The following is a 16343-nucleotide window of genomic DNA, read 5'->3' as shown; positions in this document are numbered from 1 at the left end:
CGGACTTCCGCGCATCTTGACGTACACTCGCCGCGTGAACCCGCACGGACGCCCCCGCACGCGGCGTCCGGTGCGGCTCCTGGTGGGCCTTCTCGTCGCCGTCGCACTGGTGTGCGCGGTGGGGGCCTGGAGGGCCTGGTCGAACCCGGTCGAACCGGTCACGGCCCCGGTCGCCCGGGCCGAGGCCGTCGCGGCGGCTCCCGCACCGCTCACCCTGCCCGAGAACCCGACCGTGCTGGTGTTCGGCGACTCGTGGACCTACGGTTCGGCCGCCACCGACCCGACCCTCGGCTACGCGTATGTGATCGGCCGCACGCTCGGCTGGAACACGATCGTCGACGGCGTCCGCGGCAGCGGCTACCTCAAGCCTGGGCTCGATGGCGGCACCTTCGGCGAACGGATCGCGCACCTCGACCCGACCCTGGACCCCGACCTCGTCATCGTGGAGGGGTCGATCAACGACCGCCGCCTGTTCCCCACCGGGTACCGCCAGGCGGTGGCCTCGGCGTGGGACGCGCTCGCGGCGCTCTACCCCGACGCCCGCATCGTCATCCTGGGCCCGGCGCCGCAGGTGCTCCCCGTGGAGAAGCCGACGGCGGCGATCGACGCCGACCTCGCCGCCATGGCGGCCACGCGCGGCTGGTGGTACATCTCCCCCCTCGGCGAGGACTGGATCACCCCGTCGAACTACGCGTCGGTCATCGACTCGTCCGACTTCGGCCGCGACCATCCGTCGACCGAGGGGCACGCCTACCTCGCGCAGCGCCTCGCCGAAGACCTCCACCGGCTCGCCGAGGGCAGCAGCGTCACGGCCGACGGGGGCTGAGGCATCCGTTCCCTCCCGTCACGGGAGGCCCTTCGCCCGGTGATACTCTCGATCGGTACGCCTCCGTAGCTCAGGGGATAGAGCGTTGGTTTCCGGTACCAAAGGTCGCAGGTTCGATTCCTGTCGGGGGCACACACACCGGTCGGACGGATGACGAGTCCCACCTCGTCCGCCACGCCGCGTGGAACGAAGAACGCCGCCTGATCTCAGGCGGCGTTTCTCATTCCCGCCGCCACGGGTCGACCGAGACGCCCGGCGCTGCCCGGGCAGAAGCGGAGCGGGCTCAGGCGGTGCGTCCGGCCCGCGCCATGGCGTCGGCGAAGCCGTCGAGCAGGAGTTCGAGACCGTACTCGAACTCCGCCGCGTCGTCCTGCGCACTGAGGGTCGGACCGATCTCGGTCACGAGCGGCAGGAGCTTCTCGGCGCTCGGAGCCTGCAGGGCGTCGTGCGGCGTCGCGGGGCGGGCGTCCGGTGAGAAGTAGCCGCCGAGCTCGATGTCGAGGGTGCCGAGCGAGTAGGCGGCGAGCGCGCGGTAGCAGCGCGCCGTGCTGAGCTCGTCGAACCCGGCCCGGCGGAAGCTGCGGAACCCTGCTTCGACGAACGCGAGGGCATCGGGCGTGTGCGGCGGGAAGCGGTGGATGAGGCGCGCGACGTTGGGGTGCGCGAGGGCGACGTGGCGCACCGCGCGCATGATGAAGCGCATCGCGTCGCGCCAGTGGACGTCTTCGGGCGGGGTGGCGACCTCGGCGAGCAGAAGCTGCGCGACCCCGTCGAGCAGGGCGTCCTTGTCGGGGAAGTACGTGTAGAGCGCCATCGGCGACGAGCCGAGGCTCTGCGCGAGCTTGCGCATGCTGAGCCCGTCGATCCCCTCGGCGTCGATCGCGGCGAGGGCCGCCTCGGCGATGCGCCGCTGCGTGAGCTTTTCTGCCATTTCCGACCTCCTGCTTGACAGCGTACACCGTACGTTCCATGATGTACGTCGTACCCGTACAGCGTACGGTTTCAGATAGACACCGTAAGGAGGAGACATGACCGTCATTCGAGAGGCGACCCCGGCCGACGCCGCGGTGCTCGATGCGATGGTGCGGGAGCTCGCCGCCCACGAAGGCGACCTCGCGCACGTCCACGTCGATGCGGCTGCCTGGAGCGAACTGCTGGCCCGCCCCGATGTGCGCGTGCTGATCGCCGAGGACGAGTCCGGGGCGATTGGGTTCACGAGCACCGTCCGCCGCATCCACCTGTGGACCGGCGGCGACCTTCTCGCGCTCGACGACCTCTACGTCCGCCCGGACCATCGCGACAAGGGCGTCGGCAGTCGCCTCATGACCGCGGTCGCCCGACTCGCCGCCGAGGACGACCTGCTCGTGCAGTGGGGCGTCCGCCTCGACAACCACGCCGGGCAGCGCTTCTACGCCCGTCTCGGCGCAACCCTCAACACCAAGATGACCGCCTCCTGGGCGCCGGCGCAGTACCGCCGTCACCTCGCCACCACCCGCTGACCCACGAAAGACACGCCCATGGACACCCCGTTCGCCATCGAAGCGACCGACCTCGTCAAGACCTACGGCACCGGGCCGACCGCGGTCCGCGCCCTCGACCACGCGAGCCTCGGCATCCGTCGCGGCCGCTTCACCGCCATCATGGGCCCCTCCGGCTCCGGCAAGTCCACGATGATGCACGCGATGGCGGGCCTGGACACCGTCGACTCCGGCAGCATCCTGCTCGGCGGTGTGGAGCTCGTCGGCATGACCGAGAGGGAGCGCACGCTTCTGCGCCGCACCCGCGTCGGCTTCATCTTCCAGCAGTACAACCTCGTCCCCGCCCTCACCGCCGAGGAGAACATCGCCCTCCCCCTGCGCCTGGCAGGCCAGAAGGTCGACAAGGACTGGGTTCGCGAACTCACCGCGACGCTCGGCATCGTCGACCGGCTCACGCACCGGCCCGCCGAGCTCTCGGGCGGCCAGCAGCAGCGCGTCGCGGTCGCCCGCGCCCTCGTCACGCGACCCGAGGTCGCCTTCGCCGATGAGCCGACCGGCGCGCTGGACTCCCACTCGAGCAGAGCCCTCCTGGCATTCCTCCGCCGCGCGGCGAACGAGTTCGGGCAGACGATCGTCATGGTGACCCACGACGCGTCCGCCGCCGGCCACGCCGACCGCGTCGAGTTCCTCTCGGACGGCCGCGTCGTCGACGGACACGACAACCCGACCGCGGCCACGGTCCTCGCGTCGATGGCACGCTTCGACGCCGCCCGTGAGGAGGTGGCGGCATGATCCGGTGCGCCGTCGCCCAGCTCCTCGCGCATCGCCTCCGCCTCGCGCTGACGGTCGTCGCCATCATGCTCGGCGTCGCCTTCGTCTCGGGCAGCCTCGTGCTGAACGACACCGCTCAAGAGCTGTTCGACGAGCAGTTCGCCACGGCGACGGCCGGCGCCGACGTCACCGTCCGCACCGCGACCGCGTTCGACTCCGGCATGGGCGTCGAGGTGGAGCGGGATCCGCTGCCGGCGGGCACGCTCGACGAGGTCCGTGACGTGGATGCCGTCGCCGAGGCGGTCCCCGTCGCGAAAGGCGCAGCTCGGCTGGAGCGTGGAGCCGCCGACCTCGGCAGTGTGCAGGTGAGCACCTGGGTGGACCAGCCCATCGGGGCCTACCCGCTCCGCGACGGCGTCTCGCCCGCGCGCGGGGACGAGGTCGTCATCGACAAGAACACCGCCGCCACGCTCGGCGTGGAGATCGGCGACACCGTCTCGCTCGTCGGCGACGCCCGCACCGAGGTGCGCGTCGTCGGTCTCGTCGGGTTCGGCGACGGCGACGGTCCGCCGGTGGGCTCGATCGCGCTCACGACCCTCGCGACCGCGCAGCACACACTCGGCCTCGGCGAGGGCCTCTCCGAGATCCTGGTGGCGTCGGACATGTCGGCGGGCGAGCTGCAGCCCCTCCTCGCCGACCGGCTCGGCGAGAGCGTCCAGGTCGCCACCGCGCAGGACCTCGCGGCCGCCGGCGCCGAGCAGGCCGCCGCGAACCTCGAGATGCTCCAGGTCGTCCTCATCGCGATGAGCGTCGCGGCGCTCATCATCGGCGCCTTCCTCATCGCCAACACGTTCGCCATCGTCATCTTCCAGCGCACCCGCGAGTTCGCCCTCGTCCGCGCTACCGGCGCGACCGGGCGGCAGGTACTCGCGTCGGTCCTCATCGAAGCGCTGCTCATCGGCATCCTCGCCTCGGCGGCCGGCGTGCTGCTCGGAATCGTCAGCACCTACGGGCTGCGCGCTCTGGCCCGCGTCTTCGGCGTCAGCATCCCCTCGGGCGACCTCGTCATCGCACCGCGAACCGTCCTCATCGCGGTCGTCGTGGGGGTCGTGGTGACCGTCGCCTCGGCAATCGGCCCTGCCCGCCGGGCTGCGGCCGTCTCGCCTCTCGCGGCCCTGCGCGCGAGTGCCGCCGAGACCCGGAGCATCGGGCGCGGCCGCCTGATCACGGGCTCCCTCCTCGTCGTGGGCGGCGGTGTCGTCGCCGCGCTCCCGGCGTCCGGGGGGCCGATGCTCCTTCTCGGCGTCGGGCTGGTCGCGGCTCTCGTCGGCATCGTCATGATCGCGCCGTCGGCGCTGCGCCCCCTCACCGCGCTCGTCGGCCGGGCCGGCACGGGCACGGTCCCCGGCCGGCTCGCCCGTGAGGCCGCCCTGCGGGCACCGCGGCGCACATCGGCGACCGTCATGGCGCTGGCCTTCGGGCTCGCGCTCATGAGCTTCGTCTCGGTGGTCGCGGCATCCGTCAAGACGGCCACCGCCGAGCAGTACCGCGAGGTCGTCTCGGCGGACGTCGTCATCGAAAGCGCGGGACAGGAGATGCTCGGCGGCGTGCACGCGGCCGTCTACGACGAGGTGCGGGGTGTCGCAGAGGTGGGCGTCGCCACCCGCCTCAAGTACGGCCACTGGAGGGACGGCGAGACGACCAGCGCGCTCACGGCTCTCGACCCCGACCTCATCACCGAGGTCGCGCGCATCCGTATGGTCGAGGGCGCCATCACCGACCTGAGATCCGGCGGAGTCGTCATCGCCGAGCGCGTCGCGACGGAGCGCGAGCTCGCCGTCGGCGACACGCTGCCGATGACCTTCGCCCGCCTCGGCGCCACTGCGCTCCCCATCGTCGGCATCATGGCCGACGGCCCCGCCCAGGCGCTGCAGACGGACTTCTTCCTCTCGCTCGACACCTACGCCGACCTCTTCACCGAAGACATGGACGCGAGCATCTTCGTCCGCGCCGCGGCAGGCGTCTCGGCGACCGAGCTCGCCTCGGCGCTGCAGACCGCCCTCGCGGATCACCCCACCGTGCAGGTGCGCGACCAGGCGGCGGTCGTGGCGGGACGCACTCAGACCGTCGACCAGATCTTCGGCCTGGTCACGGTGCTCCTCGCCTTCGCCATGGTCATCGCCGTGCTCGGCATCGCCAACACCCTCGCGCTGTCGATCGCCGAGCGCACCCGCGAGATCGGCGTGCTCCGCTCGGTCGGCATGTCGCGCGGCTCGGTCGCGCTGATGGTGGAGGCCGAGGCAGCCATCGTCTCGGTCGTCGCCGTCGCGACCGGCCTGCTCCTCGGCATCACCGCGAGCGTCGCCGCCGTCGGGGCGCTGTCCACGATCGCACCGCTCGGCATCGTGTTCCCCGTGCCGCAGTTGGCGGTGCTCGCAGGTATCGTCGCTGTCGCGGGCCTGCTGGCCGGGGTGGTACCCGGCATCCGAGCCGCGAATCTTCCCGTCCTGGAGGCGATTGCCCATGCGTGACCGCAGCCTTCCGCTGGTGCTGACCCTCGTGGCCGCGCAGCTGGTGGTGATGCTCGATTCCAGCATCCTCAACATCGCGCTGCCGTCCATCGCCGAGGACCTCGGACTCACCGCCGTCGGGACGGCGTGGGTGCTCAACGCCTACTTCCTGACCTTCGGCGGCCTGCTGCTCGTCTCGGGCCGGGCCGCCGACATCCTGGGCCGCCGCAGGATGTTCCTCGCGGGCGCCGTCGTGCTCGTCGCCGGCTCGGTGATCGGCGGCTTCGCCACCACCGACGCGGTGCTCGTGACCGCGCGCCTCGTGCAGGGCGCCGGGGCCGCGATGCTCAGTCCCGCGGCGATGTCGGTCATCCTCGCGACCTTCACGGGCGTTTCCCGTACCCGCACGATGAGCTGGTGGGGGGCGGCGTCGACGGCCGGCGGCGCACTCGGCGTCACGATCGGCGGACTGCTCACCGGCGCACTCGGCTGGCAGAGCGTCATGTTCGTCACGGCCGGCGCCGCGATCCTCGTGGGCGGCGCCGGGTGGCTGATTCTCCCCCGCGGCTCCACGGGCGAACGGCGGCACTTCGACGCCGCGGGGGCGGCCCTGGTCACCGCCGCGGCCGCCGCCGTCGTCTACGCCGTGCTGAGCATCCCGCACGCGGGGTTCGCGTCGGTCCAGGTCGTCGTCGCCGTCGCGATCGCCCTCGCCGCGGGCATCGGGTTCGTCCTCGTCGAGCGCCGCAGCCCCGACCCGGTCATCCCGCTCGGCGCCTTCCGCGACGCGCGGGTCTCGGGAGGCATCGTGGTCAACCTGCTCGGCGGCGCCGCGCGCATCGCGTGCTTCGTCCTGGTCGCGCTCCTCATCCAGCAGGTGCTCGATTTCGACCCCGCCCTCGCCGGCCTCGCGATGCTCCCGACCTCGCTCGCCGGCTTCGCCGTCAGCACGCTCCTGCTCCCCCGCGCCCTCGCGCGCCTCGGCGCCGAGAAGGTCGCGGTCCTCGGCCTGATCATGCTCATCGTCGCGCACCTCCTCTTCGCGACCATCGACACCGGCGCGCCCTACCTGTGGCGGGTGCTGCCCGTGCTCGTCGTCGCCGCAACGGGCGTGGCGTTCAGCTTCACGCCCACGACGCTCGTCATCGCAGGCGGCATGGCGGCCCGCAACGCCGGCGTGAGCTCGGGCCTCGCCTCATCGACGGCGCAGATCGGCGGCGCGCTCGGCATCGCCGTGTTCGGAGCGATCGACGCCGTCAACCGCGCCGCGGCTCTCTCGGCCGGGGCCGGCCCCCTCGCGGCCGCGCACGCCGGCCTGTCGGCGGCTCACCTCGCGGCGGCCGGCGCTGCGGCACTCGCGGCGCTCGTGGCCGTCGTCACGTGGCCCGCGCTCGGCCTTGCACGCGCCAAGCCCGCATCCGTGCCGGCGGGGTGAAGCCCCTCGTGATCCCCGGTGGGGAAGCCGCTGACCGACCGGGGTCGACCCCGATCAGATGCCGTTGTCGAAGTCGTCGAGGTCGCCGGGCTCGACGGGACGTGCGACCGGATGCAGCGCCCGCGTCAGCGCGCGAAGACGATCCACCACGTCCTGGTCGACGAGCTCCTCGGCGTCGACGTCGGCCGCGGTCGCCACGATCTGACTCGAAGGCCCGACGAGGAAGGTCGCCGCTTCCCGGCGGCCGCGCGCCGTCAGAATCGGGATGTCGATGCTCGCGGCGGATCCGACCCCGGCGAGCGCCTCGCTGTAATCAAGCAGCGCCCCCGCGATGTCGTCGCCGGTCAAGTACTCTCCACCCGCGTATGCCAGAACCTTCACTGTTCCTTGTTAGTCGCTCGACCCCCTTCCCGTCGCGGGGTTGCCACGGCGTGAGAATGCCGCTAGTCGGAGCGCCGCGTCGGCCTCGTCCGCGTCTCCCGTAGCGTGGAGCGGGTCCCGGGGGGAAGCAGAAGGAGTGCGATCAGTGACGACCGATTACACGACGACGGATGCCTCGGCCCCGCCCCTGCCGTGGTGGGCCGCCCTTCTCATCGGGGCCGGCGCGGCCCTGGTGGGCCTCCTCCCCTGGATCATCACGGGCATGCGGCTTCCGCTGCAGAACCTCTGGGCGAGCTCCACACTCCCCGGCGACATGCCGATCGCCCTGCTGCCCTTCAGCCAGTACGCCATCACGCTCATCGTCGGGCTGCTCGTCGTCGGCGCCGCGGCCGGCGGTCTCGCCGCCCGCGTGCTGCGAGGACGGATGCCTCGTCCCGCGCTCGTGCTCGTGGGCGTCGTCGCGGTCCAGTTCACCGCGATCGTGCAGACGGCGAGCGTCGTGGCGGCAGGCGTGCAGCAGCGCAGCGAATCCGCCTTCTACGTCGCGGCCCTCACACTCGTCGCGGCGCTGGCCGCCGGGTTCGGCATCCTGACCTTCCTCCTCATCGCGAAAGCGCCCCGCGGCGGCGCCGTCGCGGGGCTCAGCATGGCGGCCCTCGCGCTGGGGCCGTGGCTCAGCGGACTCATCGTGCCCTTCGGAACGGTCGGCTCGAACGAGATCTACGCCTTCCTGGGCATGCTGCGGTGGATCCCGCCGGTGCTCGTGGGCCTCGCGATCGCGTGGGGCGGCATCGACACCCTCGGACGCGTCGCAGCGGCGCTCTTCGGTCTTCTGCTGGTGTGGATCGTGCCGGCGATCCAGACAGGCATCGGCAACGCCGCGGGGAGCCGAGTGCTCGCCAACGATCTCGACGAGATGCGCGAGTACGGCCTGGCGGTCTTCGTCGCGGCGCTCACGCTCCCGGAGATCGTCATCCCTCCTCTGGTCGTCACCGTCCTCGTCGCGGCGATCGGGCTCGTGGTGCGCTCGCTCCTCGCGCGGCGGAGCGCCACGAGCGCCTCCGTCGTCGGCGGCTGACCGCCTTCCACGCGCGACACGACGAAGCGGCCGCCCCGGTGGGACGGCCGCTTCGCCGCAGATTCCGGACGGATGCCTAGGCGGCGCTCCGGTCCGTCAGAGCGTCCATGCTCTTGCCCGCGCCGTGGGACTTGCCCGGCGAGCGGACGCCGTTCACGGTCGACGTGTCGAACGCGAAGGTGACGACCGCGGCGGCGATCGCGTCGGCGTTGACGTCGAGCGCGTGCGCGCTGAGGTTGCCGATGTCGTCGCACGCCTGGTGGTAGCACGGGTCGAGTGCGACGCCGGCGGTACCGCCCCAGATGGCCGCCTCCTCGGCCGTCTTGGGTACCTCGGCGCCGGTGAACAGGCCCCCCGCCGGAATACCGGCGGCGATGAACGCGCCGTAGTCGGAGCGACCCGAGAAGTCGGTATCCGTGAAGGGCTCGCCGACGCTCGCGTAGTACGCCTCGAACACGTCCTCGATCTGCGCCGACCCCGGCGGGATGAAGCCCGCGGGTGCCGTGCCACCGGAGTTGTCGCCGTCGTACACGCCGAAGGTGTAGTTCGGCGAGGCGACCATGTCGAAGTTGAGATACAGCGCGATCTTCGCGGCATCCGCTTCCGGCAGCACCTCCACGTAGTGGTTGGAACCGAGCAGACCCTCCTCCTCGGCGCCCCACCAGGCGAAGCGCACGGTGTTGTTGGGCTTGACCTTCTGCATCTGGATCGCGGTCTCGAGGAGCGCCGCACTGCCCGAGCCGTTGTCGTTGATTCCCGGGCCATCCTGCACGCTGTCGAGGTGCGCCCCGGCCATCACGACGTTGCCCGGATTGCCGCCCTTCGTCTCGGCGATGACGTTCCACGCCGTCCGCGTCTCGGAGAGGAAGTCGACCGTGACGGTGACGGTCGCTCCGGGGGTGGAGGCGAGATCCTCACCGGCCGCCGACGTCGCGAAGACGGCGGGGATCGCGAGGCCCGTCGCATCGCCGATCATGCCGACGAGTCCCGTGCGGCCCGGCTGACCCTCGTTCATCACGATGACGGCGCCGGCGCCTGCCGCCTGGGCGTTGAGCACCTTGACGGCGAATCCGCACGAGCCGCGCTGCACGAGCGCGATGGCACCCGCCGGGAAGCCGGCGAAGTCCCCCGCCTCGCAGCCGCTCGTATTGCTGTTGGCCGGAAGGCCTGCCGCGGGGACGACGACACCGACGGGAACCAGAGTGCCCGTGGCTGTGCCCTGGGGCGTGCCGGTGTCGAACGAGTTGCGCAGGAAGTCCGTCCCCTCGACGAACGTCCGGGGGTTGGGCGAGACGCGGATGAGCTCGGAGTTGTCCTCCGTGTACTCGAATTCGAAGGGCTGCACCTGTGGCGTGTAGCCGGCGGCCGTGAGCTGCCCCACGACGTAGTCGACGGATGCCCGGAATCCAGGTCGCCCGACGGCTCGGTCGCCGCCGTTCGCGTCGGCGATGTCCTGCAGTGCCTCGAGATGAGTCATCACCCCCTCGAGGGTGACGGCCTTCGTGATCTTCTTCACCGAATTGTTGTTCGGTGCCGCGTACGCAGGTGCGGCGTAAGCGACGGATACTGCCAGGGCTCCCGCGGCGAGGGCGGCGAGTGCCCGACGTCTTGTAGACGGCATGACATTTCCTCTCAGCCGGACGACTCCGATGTCGTACGGCGTCTCGACGCTATCGACACGCCGAAGGAGAGGAAAGGGGACGCGGAGGATCCCCCGGGGATCGCGCGGGCCAGGCGGCGGGCCGCGGCATGCGTCCCCGCACAAATGAAGATCGCCTCGGGGCCGAAGCCTCGGGGCGATCGTCAGTGCAGATTTCGGTTTCTGTGTCTGATCCTCTTTCGAGTTTCTCGTCTCTGGTTTCTGTCTACACGAGTGAGGATACGCCGCTTGCCGACAGCGTCAAGAGGGCTTTCCGAAGTCGCTTCACGATAAAGCTGAAGGTGAAGGATCGGCGCCGTTCCGGTGCCGCAGCGAGGCCACGACTCCGATCATGTCGCCGCCTCCTTCACCCCGCTCGACGGCCTCCAGATAGAGCCGCTCGCTGGCTTCCATGAGGGGCGCGGCGGCCCCGGCCGAGCGTGCCGCCGCCGTGACGAGGCGGCAGTTCTTGAGCACGTCCGAGATCGAGGCGTGCGGCGACAGGTCGCCTCTCTGGAGCTTGTCGAGCTTGCTCCGCGAGACGAACGACGCCATGGGACCGGCATCCAGGATGCGCGTCAGCGCGACCGTGTCCAGGCCGTGGCGCTCCGCGAAGGCGTAGGACTCCGCGAGGCCCGTGACCATCGTGATGAGGAACACGTTGACCGAGAACTTCATCGCGAGGCCGGCCGGGGGCCTGCCGCACGGGACGATCTCGGCGCACAGCGGCCGGATGATCTCGGCGACGAGCGCGACGTCGTCGGGCTCCCCCGCGAGCATCCCCACGAGGGCGCCCTGCTCGGCCGGCCCGCGCGACCCCGAGACGGGGGCCTCGACGAACCGCCCGCCCGCCGCCTCGACGTCGTGCGCGAGGGCGACGGAGTAGTCGGCCGACATCGTCCCCATCTGCACGAGCAGACGGCCGCGGACGAGGCCGGCGAAGCGCGGCGAGCCGCGACCGAGCACCGCGTCGGTCGAGCGCTCGTCGAAGAGCATCGAGATGACGACCTCGCACGACGCGAAGACCTCCTCCACGGTGCCGGCGACGTGCGCACCCGCGGCGCGCAGCGGCTCGGCGCGGGCGGGGGTGCGGTTCCAGACGACGAGCGGCACCCCGGCCCGCGCGAGGTTGAGCGCCATGGGCTGCCCCATGACGCCGAGTCCCACGAAACCCACCCTGGTCGAGCCCATGGCGTCCTCCTCGCTCGGCTGCTCCCGAGTGAACCACCTCCCGCGCGGGCGACGGATGCCTCGGACCGGGCCACCGCGAAGGCCGCGGCATCCCGCACCACCGTCGGCGGCTCACGCACCCGGTGCACGGTCAGGACGGCCCGGCCGCCGTCAGAGGAGGAAGAGCCAGTCCAGCACGCCCGGGTTGTGGGCGTGCACGAGCACGAGGAAGACGATGGCGTCGAAGAGGAGGTGCACCGTCACGACGTACGCGAGCGAGCGGGTCGCCACGAAGATGAAGCCCTGCAGCAGCGCGAACGGGATCGTCAGGAGCGGACCCCACGCCTGGTAGCCGAGCTCCCAGAGGAACGAGACGAAGACGATGGCCTGCAGCCCGTTCGCCTGCCAGTCCGGGAAGTGCCGGCGCAGCAGTGCGAAGACGGTGCAGATGAAGAAGAGCTCGTCCCAGATGCCGACGGTCCCGACTCCGACGAAGAGCCGCGCGATGAGGTCGGGGGTGTCGACGACGGGCCAGTTCATGTAGACGCCGGACGTGATGAAGTAGAACGGCAGGATCAGCCACGCGAGCACGAGGACGAGGACGAGCCACGTCCACTGGAACGTCGTCCAGCGCCCTCCCCCGCGCCACGGGAATCCGATCGCCCCGTCGCGGTACGCCCAGCGCGACAGTGCATACGGCACGGCGACGGCCGCACCCAGCGCGAGCCCGAACCGCACCATCGCGACGTTGTCGAGCTCGGCCTTCAGCGGGATCGCGCTGACGATGAGCAGGCCCACGGCGATGAGCGAGAGGTCGCGCACGAGGCTCGGCGCGCGGCGCACGCCGACGAGCCGTGCCGTCGCGAGCGCCGATCCGGCGCGCACCTCGACGTCGCGATCGGTGCGGGACGCGGCATCCGTCGCCGGCGCCGCCCGGCGTTCGAGGAGGAGCGCTGTCAGAAGCGCCGCCGCCAGGAGCGCCCAGCCGACCCACGGGATGCGCAGGACGAAGAAGGCGGGTGCGGCCAGGCACGCGAGCAGCGCCGGGGCGAGCCCAAAGGACCACGCGGGCCTGACGGGGAGCGGCGCGGCCGAGTGGGACGGCATCAGGCCCCTGCCGCGGCGGCGGGCTTGTCGTGCGCGGCGCCGCCGTGCGCGACGCGGGGGCGACGGCGGTAGGTCAGATCGCGGATCGACCGGCCCGCGCGCGCGCCCTTGCGTTCGAAGGCCGTGAGCACCCGGCCCTCGAAGCGCTCGGCCCAGTCGCCGTCGAACGCGCGCTCGAAGTCCAGCGAGGCGTCGAGCACGTCGCGCATCTGCTCGGCGTACTCCTCCCAGTCGGTCGCGAGGCGCACGAATCCGCCGTCGCGGACGGCACCGGCCGCGATGCGGGCGAACGCCGGCGTCACGAGCCGCCGCTTGGTGTGCTTCTTCTTGTGCCACGGATCGGGGAAGAAGACCCAGAGCTCGGCGGCTGCCGCCTCGGGGAGAAGGTGCTGCAGAACCTCGGGCGCGTTCGCCTCGACGAGACGGAGATTCTGCGCGCCGGCCTTGTCGGCGTCGAGCATCGTCCGCGCCAGTCCCGCCTTGAACACCTCGATCGCGAGGAAGTCGCGGTCGGGGGCGGATGCCGCGGCATGCACGATCGCGTGGCCCTGCCCCGATCCGATCTCGACGACGAGCGGCGCTTCGCGCCCCCACACGGCGACGGGGTCGACGGTCGCACCCGGCCGCACGCTCGTGGCCGCGGCATCCCGCTCCACCGTCAGCACGTAGTGGGCGGCGAGTTCCGACCAGGCGCGTTCCTGCGCTTCCGACATGCGGCCGCTGCGCCGCACGAACGACACCGGCCGATCGCGGAACGTGCGGGGCTCGGCGGAGCTGTCGGGGGCGTCGCGGGTGGGGTCGGGCACCCCTCCAGGCTAACGAAGCCGCCGCGACGCCCCGGCGCGCACGCCCCGGCGCGCACGGCCCGGCAGCAGCGCGACGGCGACGACGGATGCCGCGGCTCAGGCCGTGACGTAGTCGATGAGCTCCTCGACCCGGCCGAGGAACGACGGCTCGAGGTCTCGGTAGGTCTTCACGGCCGCGAGGATCCGCTGCCAGGCGCGGGCGATGTCGGCCTGGTCGCGCGAGGGCCAGCCGAGGGCCCGGCACACGCCGACCTTGAACTCGATGCCCCGGGGGATCTCGGGCCACGCCGCGATGCCGAGGGCGCGCGGGGTGACGCACTGCCACACGTCGATGTAGGGGTGGCCGACGATCTTGAGGTGGGCGCCGTGCCGTCCTCGCAGGATGCCGTCCGCGATGCGCGACTCCTTCGACCCCGGCACGAGGTGGTCGACCAGCACGCCGTAGCGGCGCTCGGCGCTCGGCGGCTCCTCGTCGAGCGCGGCCTCGAGCAGATCGACGCCCTGCAGGTACTCGACGACGACCCCCTCGACCCGCAGGTCGTCGCCCCAGACCTTCTCCACGAGCTCGGCGTCATGACGCCCCTCGACGAAGATGCGGCTCGCGCGCGCGACGCGCGCCCGCGCATCGGGTGCCGCGAACGACCCCGAAGCCGTGCGCGCCGGGCCGGTGGCCGCCCTCGGCGCGGGCGGAACGAGCACGACATCCTCACCGTCGACCAGGAACCCCGCACCGAGCGGGAACAGCCGGCGGCGGCCGTGGCGGTCCTCGAGCTGGACGGTGCCCGAGCGGACGGCCGTGACGGCACCGCAGAAACCGCCGTCCGCGACCTCGACGACGAGGTCGGGTTCCGCCGGCACGCGAGGCAGCTCCTTCTGGAACTGTTTGCGCCAGCCGGTCGCGAGCACATCGGTGCCGTATCGATCGTCCATCTGCCCTCCGAAGCGGTCAGCGTACCTGCGCCTCCGCCGAAGGCCACGCAGCGACCCGCTCCTGTCAAGGGGCTGGGCTCCCCTACCGATGCATGCCGCCGCGTGAATAGACTCGCCTCGGGGGCGGGTCCACGGCTCCCGAGGAGGGGGACGCGATGCCCGCGCGACGCACACTCGCGCTCACAGCAGCTCTCTCGCTGCTCCTCATCGGCGGGGGTGGCGCCGCCTGGGCCACCGACCCCGTGACCCTCGGCTCGACGTACGTCGTCGACCAGTCCGACGTGCTGTCGGGGTCTGAGGAGCAGGCCGCCCAGCAGCGGCTGCAGCAGCTCTCGGATGAGACCGATGTCGACCTGTGGGTCGTGTACGTCGACGCCTTCACGAATCCGTCGGATGCCGCGAGCTGGGCCAACGAGACGGCCACCGCGAACGGTCTCGGCCCCAATCAGTACCTCCTCGCCGTCGCGACCGACGGACGGACGTTCTACCTGTCGGGCGACTCGTCGGGTCCCGTCTCGGAGAACGAGCTCGGTTCGATCGAGCAGCAGCAGATCCAGCCCACGCTCGCGGCTGGCGACTGGGGCGGAGCGGTCGACGCGGCCGCGGACGGCCTCACCTCGGCGGTCAACGGCGGCGGAGGCGGTGGCCTCTTCCCCGGCATCCTCGTCGTCGTCCTCCTCGCCGGGATCGTCGGCGTCATCATCTGGATCGTCGTGCGCCGCCGGCGCCGCGCGCAGGTGCCGGGCGCGACGGGAGCGCCCGGCGGTCCCGCCCTGCCGCCCGTCACCACCGAGGAGCTCGCACGCCAGGCATCCGCCGCCCTCGTCCAGACCGACGACGCCGTCAAGACCAGCGAGCAGGAACTCGGCTTCGCCAAGGCACAGTTCGGGGATGACGCGACCGTCGAGTTCGCGCAGGCGCTCGAGACCGCCAAGGGCAACCTCACCCACGCCTTCACGATCCAGCAGCAGCTCGACGACTCGACGCCCGACACCGAGGATCAGGTGCGGGCGTGGAACACCGAGATCCTGCGCCTCCTCGAGGAGGCCAACCGCGGCCTCGACGAGAAGGCCGAGGCCTTCGACGAACTGCGCAAGCTCGAGCAGAACGCCCCCGAGGCCCTCGCGCGCGTGCAGGAGCAGCGGGCGACGGCGGCGGGGGCGCTGGATGCCGCGGCTGCGCACCTCGCGGCACTCGCCCAGTCCTACGCCCCCGAAGCCCTCGCGACCGTCGCCGACAACCCCGAGCAGGCGAAGGACCGCATCGCGTTCGCCGACACGCAGCTCGCGGCCGCGCAGGCCGCCATCGGCGCGGGCGACGGCGGCGAGGCGGCCGTCAGCATCCGCGCCGCCGAAGACGCGGTCGGCCAGGCGACGCTCCTCGAGGACGCGATAGACAAGCTCGCACGCGACCTCGCCGAGGGCGAGCAGCGCGCGCAGGCCCTCGTCGCCGAACTGGAGCAGGACATCGCGGCGGCAGCCGCCCTCCCCGACCCCGACGGCCATGTCGCCGCCACGGTGACGGCGACGCGGCAGCAGCTCGACGCCGCCCGCGCTCTGCTGGGTGCGACGCAGCGCCGGCCGCTGGCCGCGCTGCAGGCGCTCGAGGGCGCGAACGCCCAGATCGACGCCGTCATCGCGGGAGTGCGGGATGCCGCGGCGCAGGCGCAACGCGCGCAGCAGATGCTCGGCCAGACGATCATGCAGGCGCGCGCGCAGGTGTCGGCGGCGGAGGACTACATCACCGCGCGCCGCGGAGCCGTCGGCGCCGAGGCGCGGACGCGGCTGGCCGAGGCGGGCGCCTCGCTCGTGCAGGCCGAGCAGCTGCAGACGTCCGATCCCCAGCGCGCGCTGCAGCTCGCGCAGCGCGCCGATCAGCTCGCGGGTCAGGCGATCCAGTATGCGCAGAACGACGTCGGGTCGTTCGGAGCACAGGGCGGGCCGGGCGGCGGCATGTTCGGCCCGATGGGCGGGTCGGGCGGAATGGGCGCCTCGCAGGGCGGCGGCGGCATGCTGGGCGCCGTCCTCGGCGGCATCGTGCTGAACTCCGTGCTCGGCGGCGGCCGCTCCGGCGGTTTCGGCGGCGGGAGCATCTTCGGCGGGGGCGGCGGCATGTCGTCCGGCGGCGGGATGCGCCCGGGAAGCTTCGGCGGCGGGGGCACGCGCGCCCGTCGCGGCGGGGGCCGCTTCTGAGGACTCCTCGAACGGACGCC

The 16343-nt window shown here is 72.1% G+C and carries 14 protein-coding genes and 1 tRNA gene; 8 read left to right on the top strand and 7 right to left on the bottom strand.

Annotated elements, in window-relative coordinates; all coding sequences use genetic code 11:
* The first annotated feature begins 34 nt into the window (after positions 1-34).
* On the top strand, positions 35-826 hold the full coding sequence (locus ACSBPH_RS15195) for an SGNH/GDSL hydrolase family protein (protein WP_442575155.1): 792 nt from the start codon (positions 35-37) through the stop codon (positions 824-826).
* 59 nt (positions 827-885) lie between these two features.
* A tRNA-Arg gene (locus ACSBPH_RS15190) sits at positions 886-958 on the top strand.
* A 151-nt stretch (positions 959-1109) separates the two neighbouring features.
* Here ACSBPH_RS15190 and ACSBPH_RS15185 read toward each other — a convergent pair.
* Positions 1110-1757, bottom strand: coding sequence for a TetR/AcrR family transcriptional regulator C-terminal domain-containing protein (locus ACSBPH_RS15185; RefSeq protein ID WP_442575154.1), 648 nt, complete (start codon positions 1755-1757; stop codon positions 1110-1112).
* Between the two features lie 97 nt (positions 1758-1854).
* Between ACSBPH_RS15185 and ACSBPH_RS15180 the strand changes: the two genes are divergently transcribed.
* The 4 genes from ACSBPH_RS15180 to ACSBPH_RS15165 are packed head-to-tail and all read left to right on the top strand — an operon-like array spanning position 1855 to position 7020.
* Positions 1855-2325: a GNAT family N-acetyltransferase gene (locus ACSBPH_RS15180; protein WP_442575153.1), complete on the top strand. Its 471-nt coding sequence runs from the start codon at positions 1855-1857 to the stop codon at positions 2323-2325.
* Between the two features lie 18 nt (positions 2326-2343).
* Positions 2344-3096 carry an ABC transporter ATP-binding protein gene (locus ACSBPH_RS15175; protein WP_442575152.1) on the top strand — a complete coding sequence of 251 codons (753 nt, stop codon included), beginning with the start codon at positions 2344-2346 and terminating at the stop codon, positions 3094-3096.
* Positions 3093-5606, top strand: coding sequence for an ABC transporter permease (locus ACSBPH_RS15170; protein WP_442575151.1), 2514 nt, complete (start codon positions 3093-3095; stop codon positions 5604-5606). The genes ACSBPH_RS15175 and ACSBPH_RS15170 overlap by 4 nt, the downstream gene beginning before the upstream one ends.
* A complete protein-coding gene (locus ACSBPH_RS15165) occupies positions 5599-7020 on the top strand; it encodes an MFS transporter (RefSeq protein ID WP_442575150.1) in 1422 nt (473 codons plus the stop codon). Before ACSBPH_RS15170 ends, ACSBPH_RS15165 begins: the two co-directional genes overlap by 8 nt.
* Positions 7021-7074: 54 nt before the next feature.
* Here the strand turns inward: ACSBPH_RS15165 and ACSBPH_RS15160 are convergent, their stop codons facing one another.
* Positions 7075-7401 (bottom strand): hypothetical protein, encoded by a 327-nt coding sequence (locus tag ACSBPH_RS15160; protein ID WP_442575149.1) that lies wholly within the window; start codon positions 7399-7401, stop codon positions 7075-7077.
* Positions 7402-7546: 145 nt separating this feature from the next.
* Between ACSBPH_RS15160 and ACSBPH_RS15155 the strand changes: the two genes are divergently transcribed.
* A complete protein-coding gene (locus tag ACSBPH_RS15155; RefSeq protein WP_442575148.1) occupies positions 7547-8479 on the top strand; it encodes a hypothetical protein in 933 nt (310 codons plus the stop codon).
* Positions 8480-8555: 76 nt separating this feature from the next.
* Here ACSBPH_RS15155 and ACSBPH_RS15150 read toward each other — a convergent pair whose 3' ends face one another.
* From ACSBPH_RS15150 to ACSBPH_RS15130, 5 genes are all read right to left on the bottom strand, one after another.
* Positions 8556-10100 carry a M20/M25/M40 family metallo-hydrolase gene (locus ACSBPH_RS15150; protein WP_442575147.1) on the bottom strand — a complete coding sequence of 515 codons (1545 nt, stop codon included), beginning with the start codon at positions 10098-10100 and terminating at the stop codon, positions 8556-8558.
* 303 nt (positions 10101-10403) lie between these two features.
* Positions 10404-11309: an NAD(P)-dependent oxidoreductase gene (locus tag ACSBPH_RS15145; protein WP_442575146.1), complete on the bottom strand. Its 906-nt coding sequence runs from the start codon at positions 11307-11309 to the stop codon at positions 10404-10406.
* Between the two features lie 150 nt (positions 11310-11459).
* Positions 11460-12395, bottom strand: coding sequence for a CPBP family intramembrane glutamic endopeptidase (locus ACSBPH_RS15140; RefSeq protein ID WP_442575145.1), 936 nt, complete (start codon positions 12393-12395; stop codon positions 11460-11462).
* Positions 12395-13201, bottom strand: coding sequence for a tRNA (guanosine(46)-N7)-methyltransferase TrmB (gene trmB, locus ACSBPH_RS15135; RefSeq protein ID WP_442575144.1), 807 nt, complete (start codon positions 13199-13201; stop codon positions 12395-12397). Before trmB ends, ACSBPH_RS15140 begins: the two co-directional genes overlap by 1 nt.
* Positions 13202-13297: 96 nt before the next feature.
* A complete protein-coding gene (locus ACSBPH_RS15130; protein WP_442575143.1) occupies positions 13298-14131 on the bottom strand; it encodes a DUF3097 domain-containing protein in 834 nt (277 codons plus the stop codon).
* A 155-nt stretch (positions 14132-14286) separates the two neighbouring features.
* Here ACSBPH_RS15130 and ACSBPH_RS15125 point away from each other — a divergent pair, with 155 nt between their 5' ends.
* Complete coding sequence (locus tag ACSBPH_RS15125) at positions 14287-16323, top strand: TPM domain-containing protein (protein WP_442575142.1); 2037 nt, start codon at positions 14287-14289, stop codon at positions 16321-16323.
* Positions 16324-16343: the final 20 nt, after the last annotated feature.

It is taken from the genome of Microbacterium sp. F51-2R, from assembly GCF_052180235.1.
In the GTDB taxonomy this organism is placed as follows: Bacteria; Actinomycetota; Actinomycetes; order Actinomycetales; family Microbacteriaceae; genus Microbacterium.
This window is presented reverse-complemented; position numbering and strand designations above follow the sequence as displayed.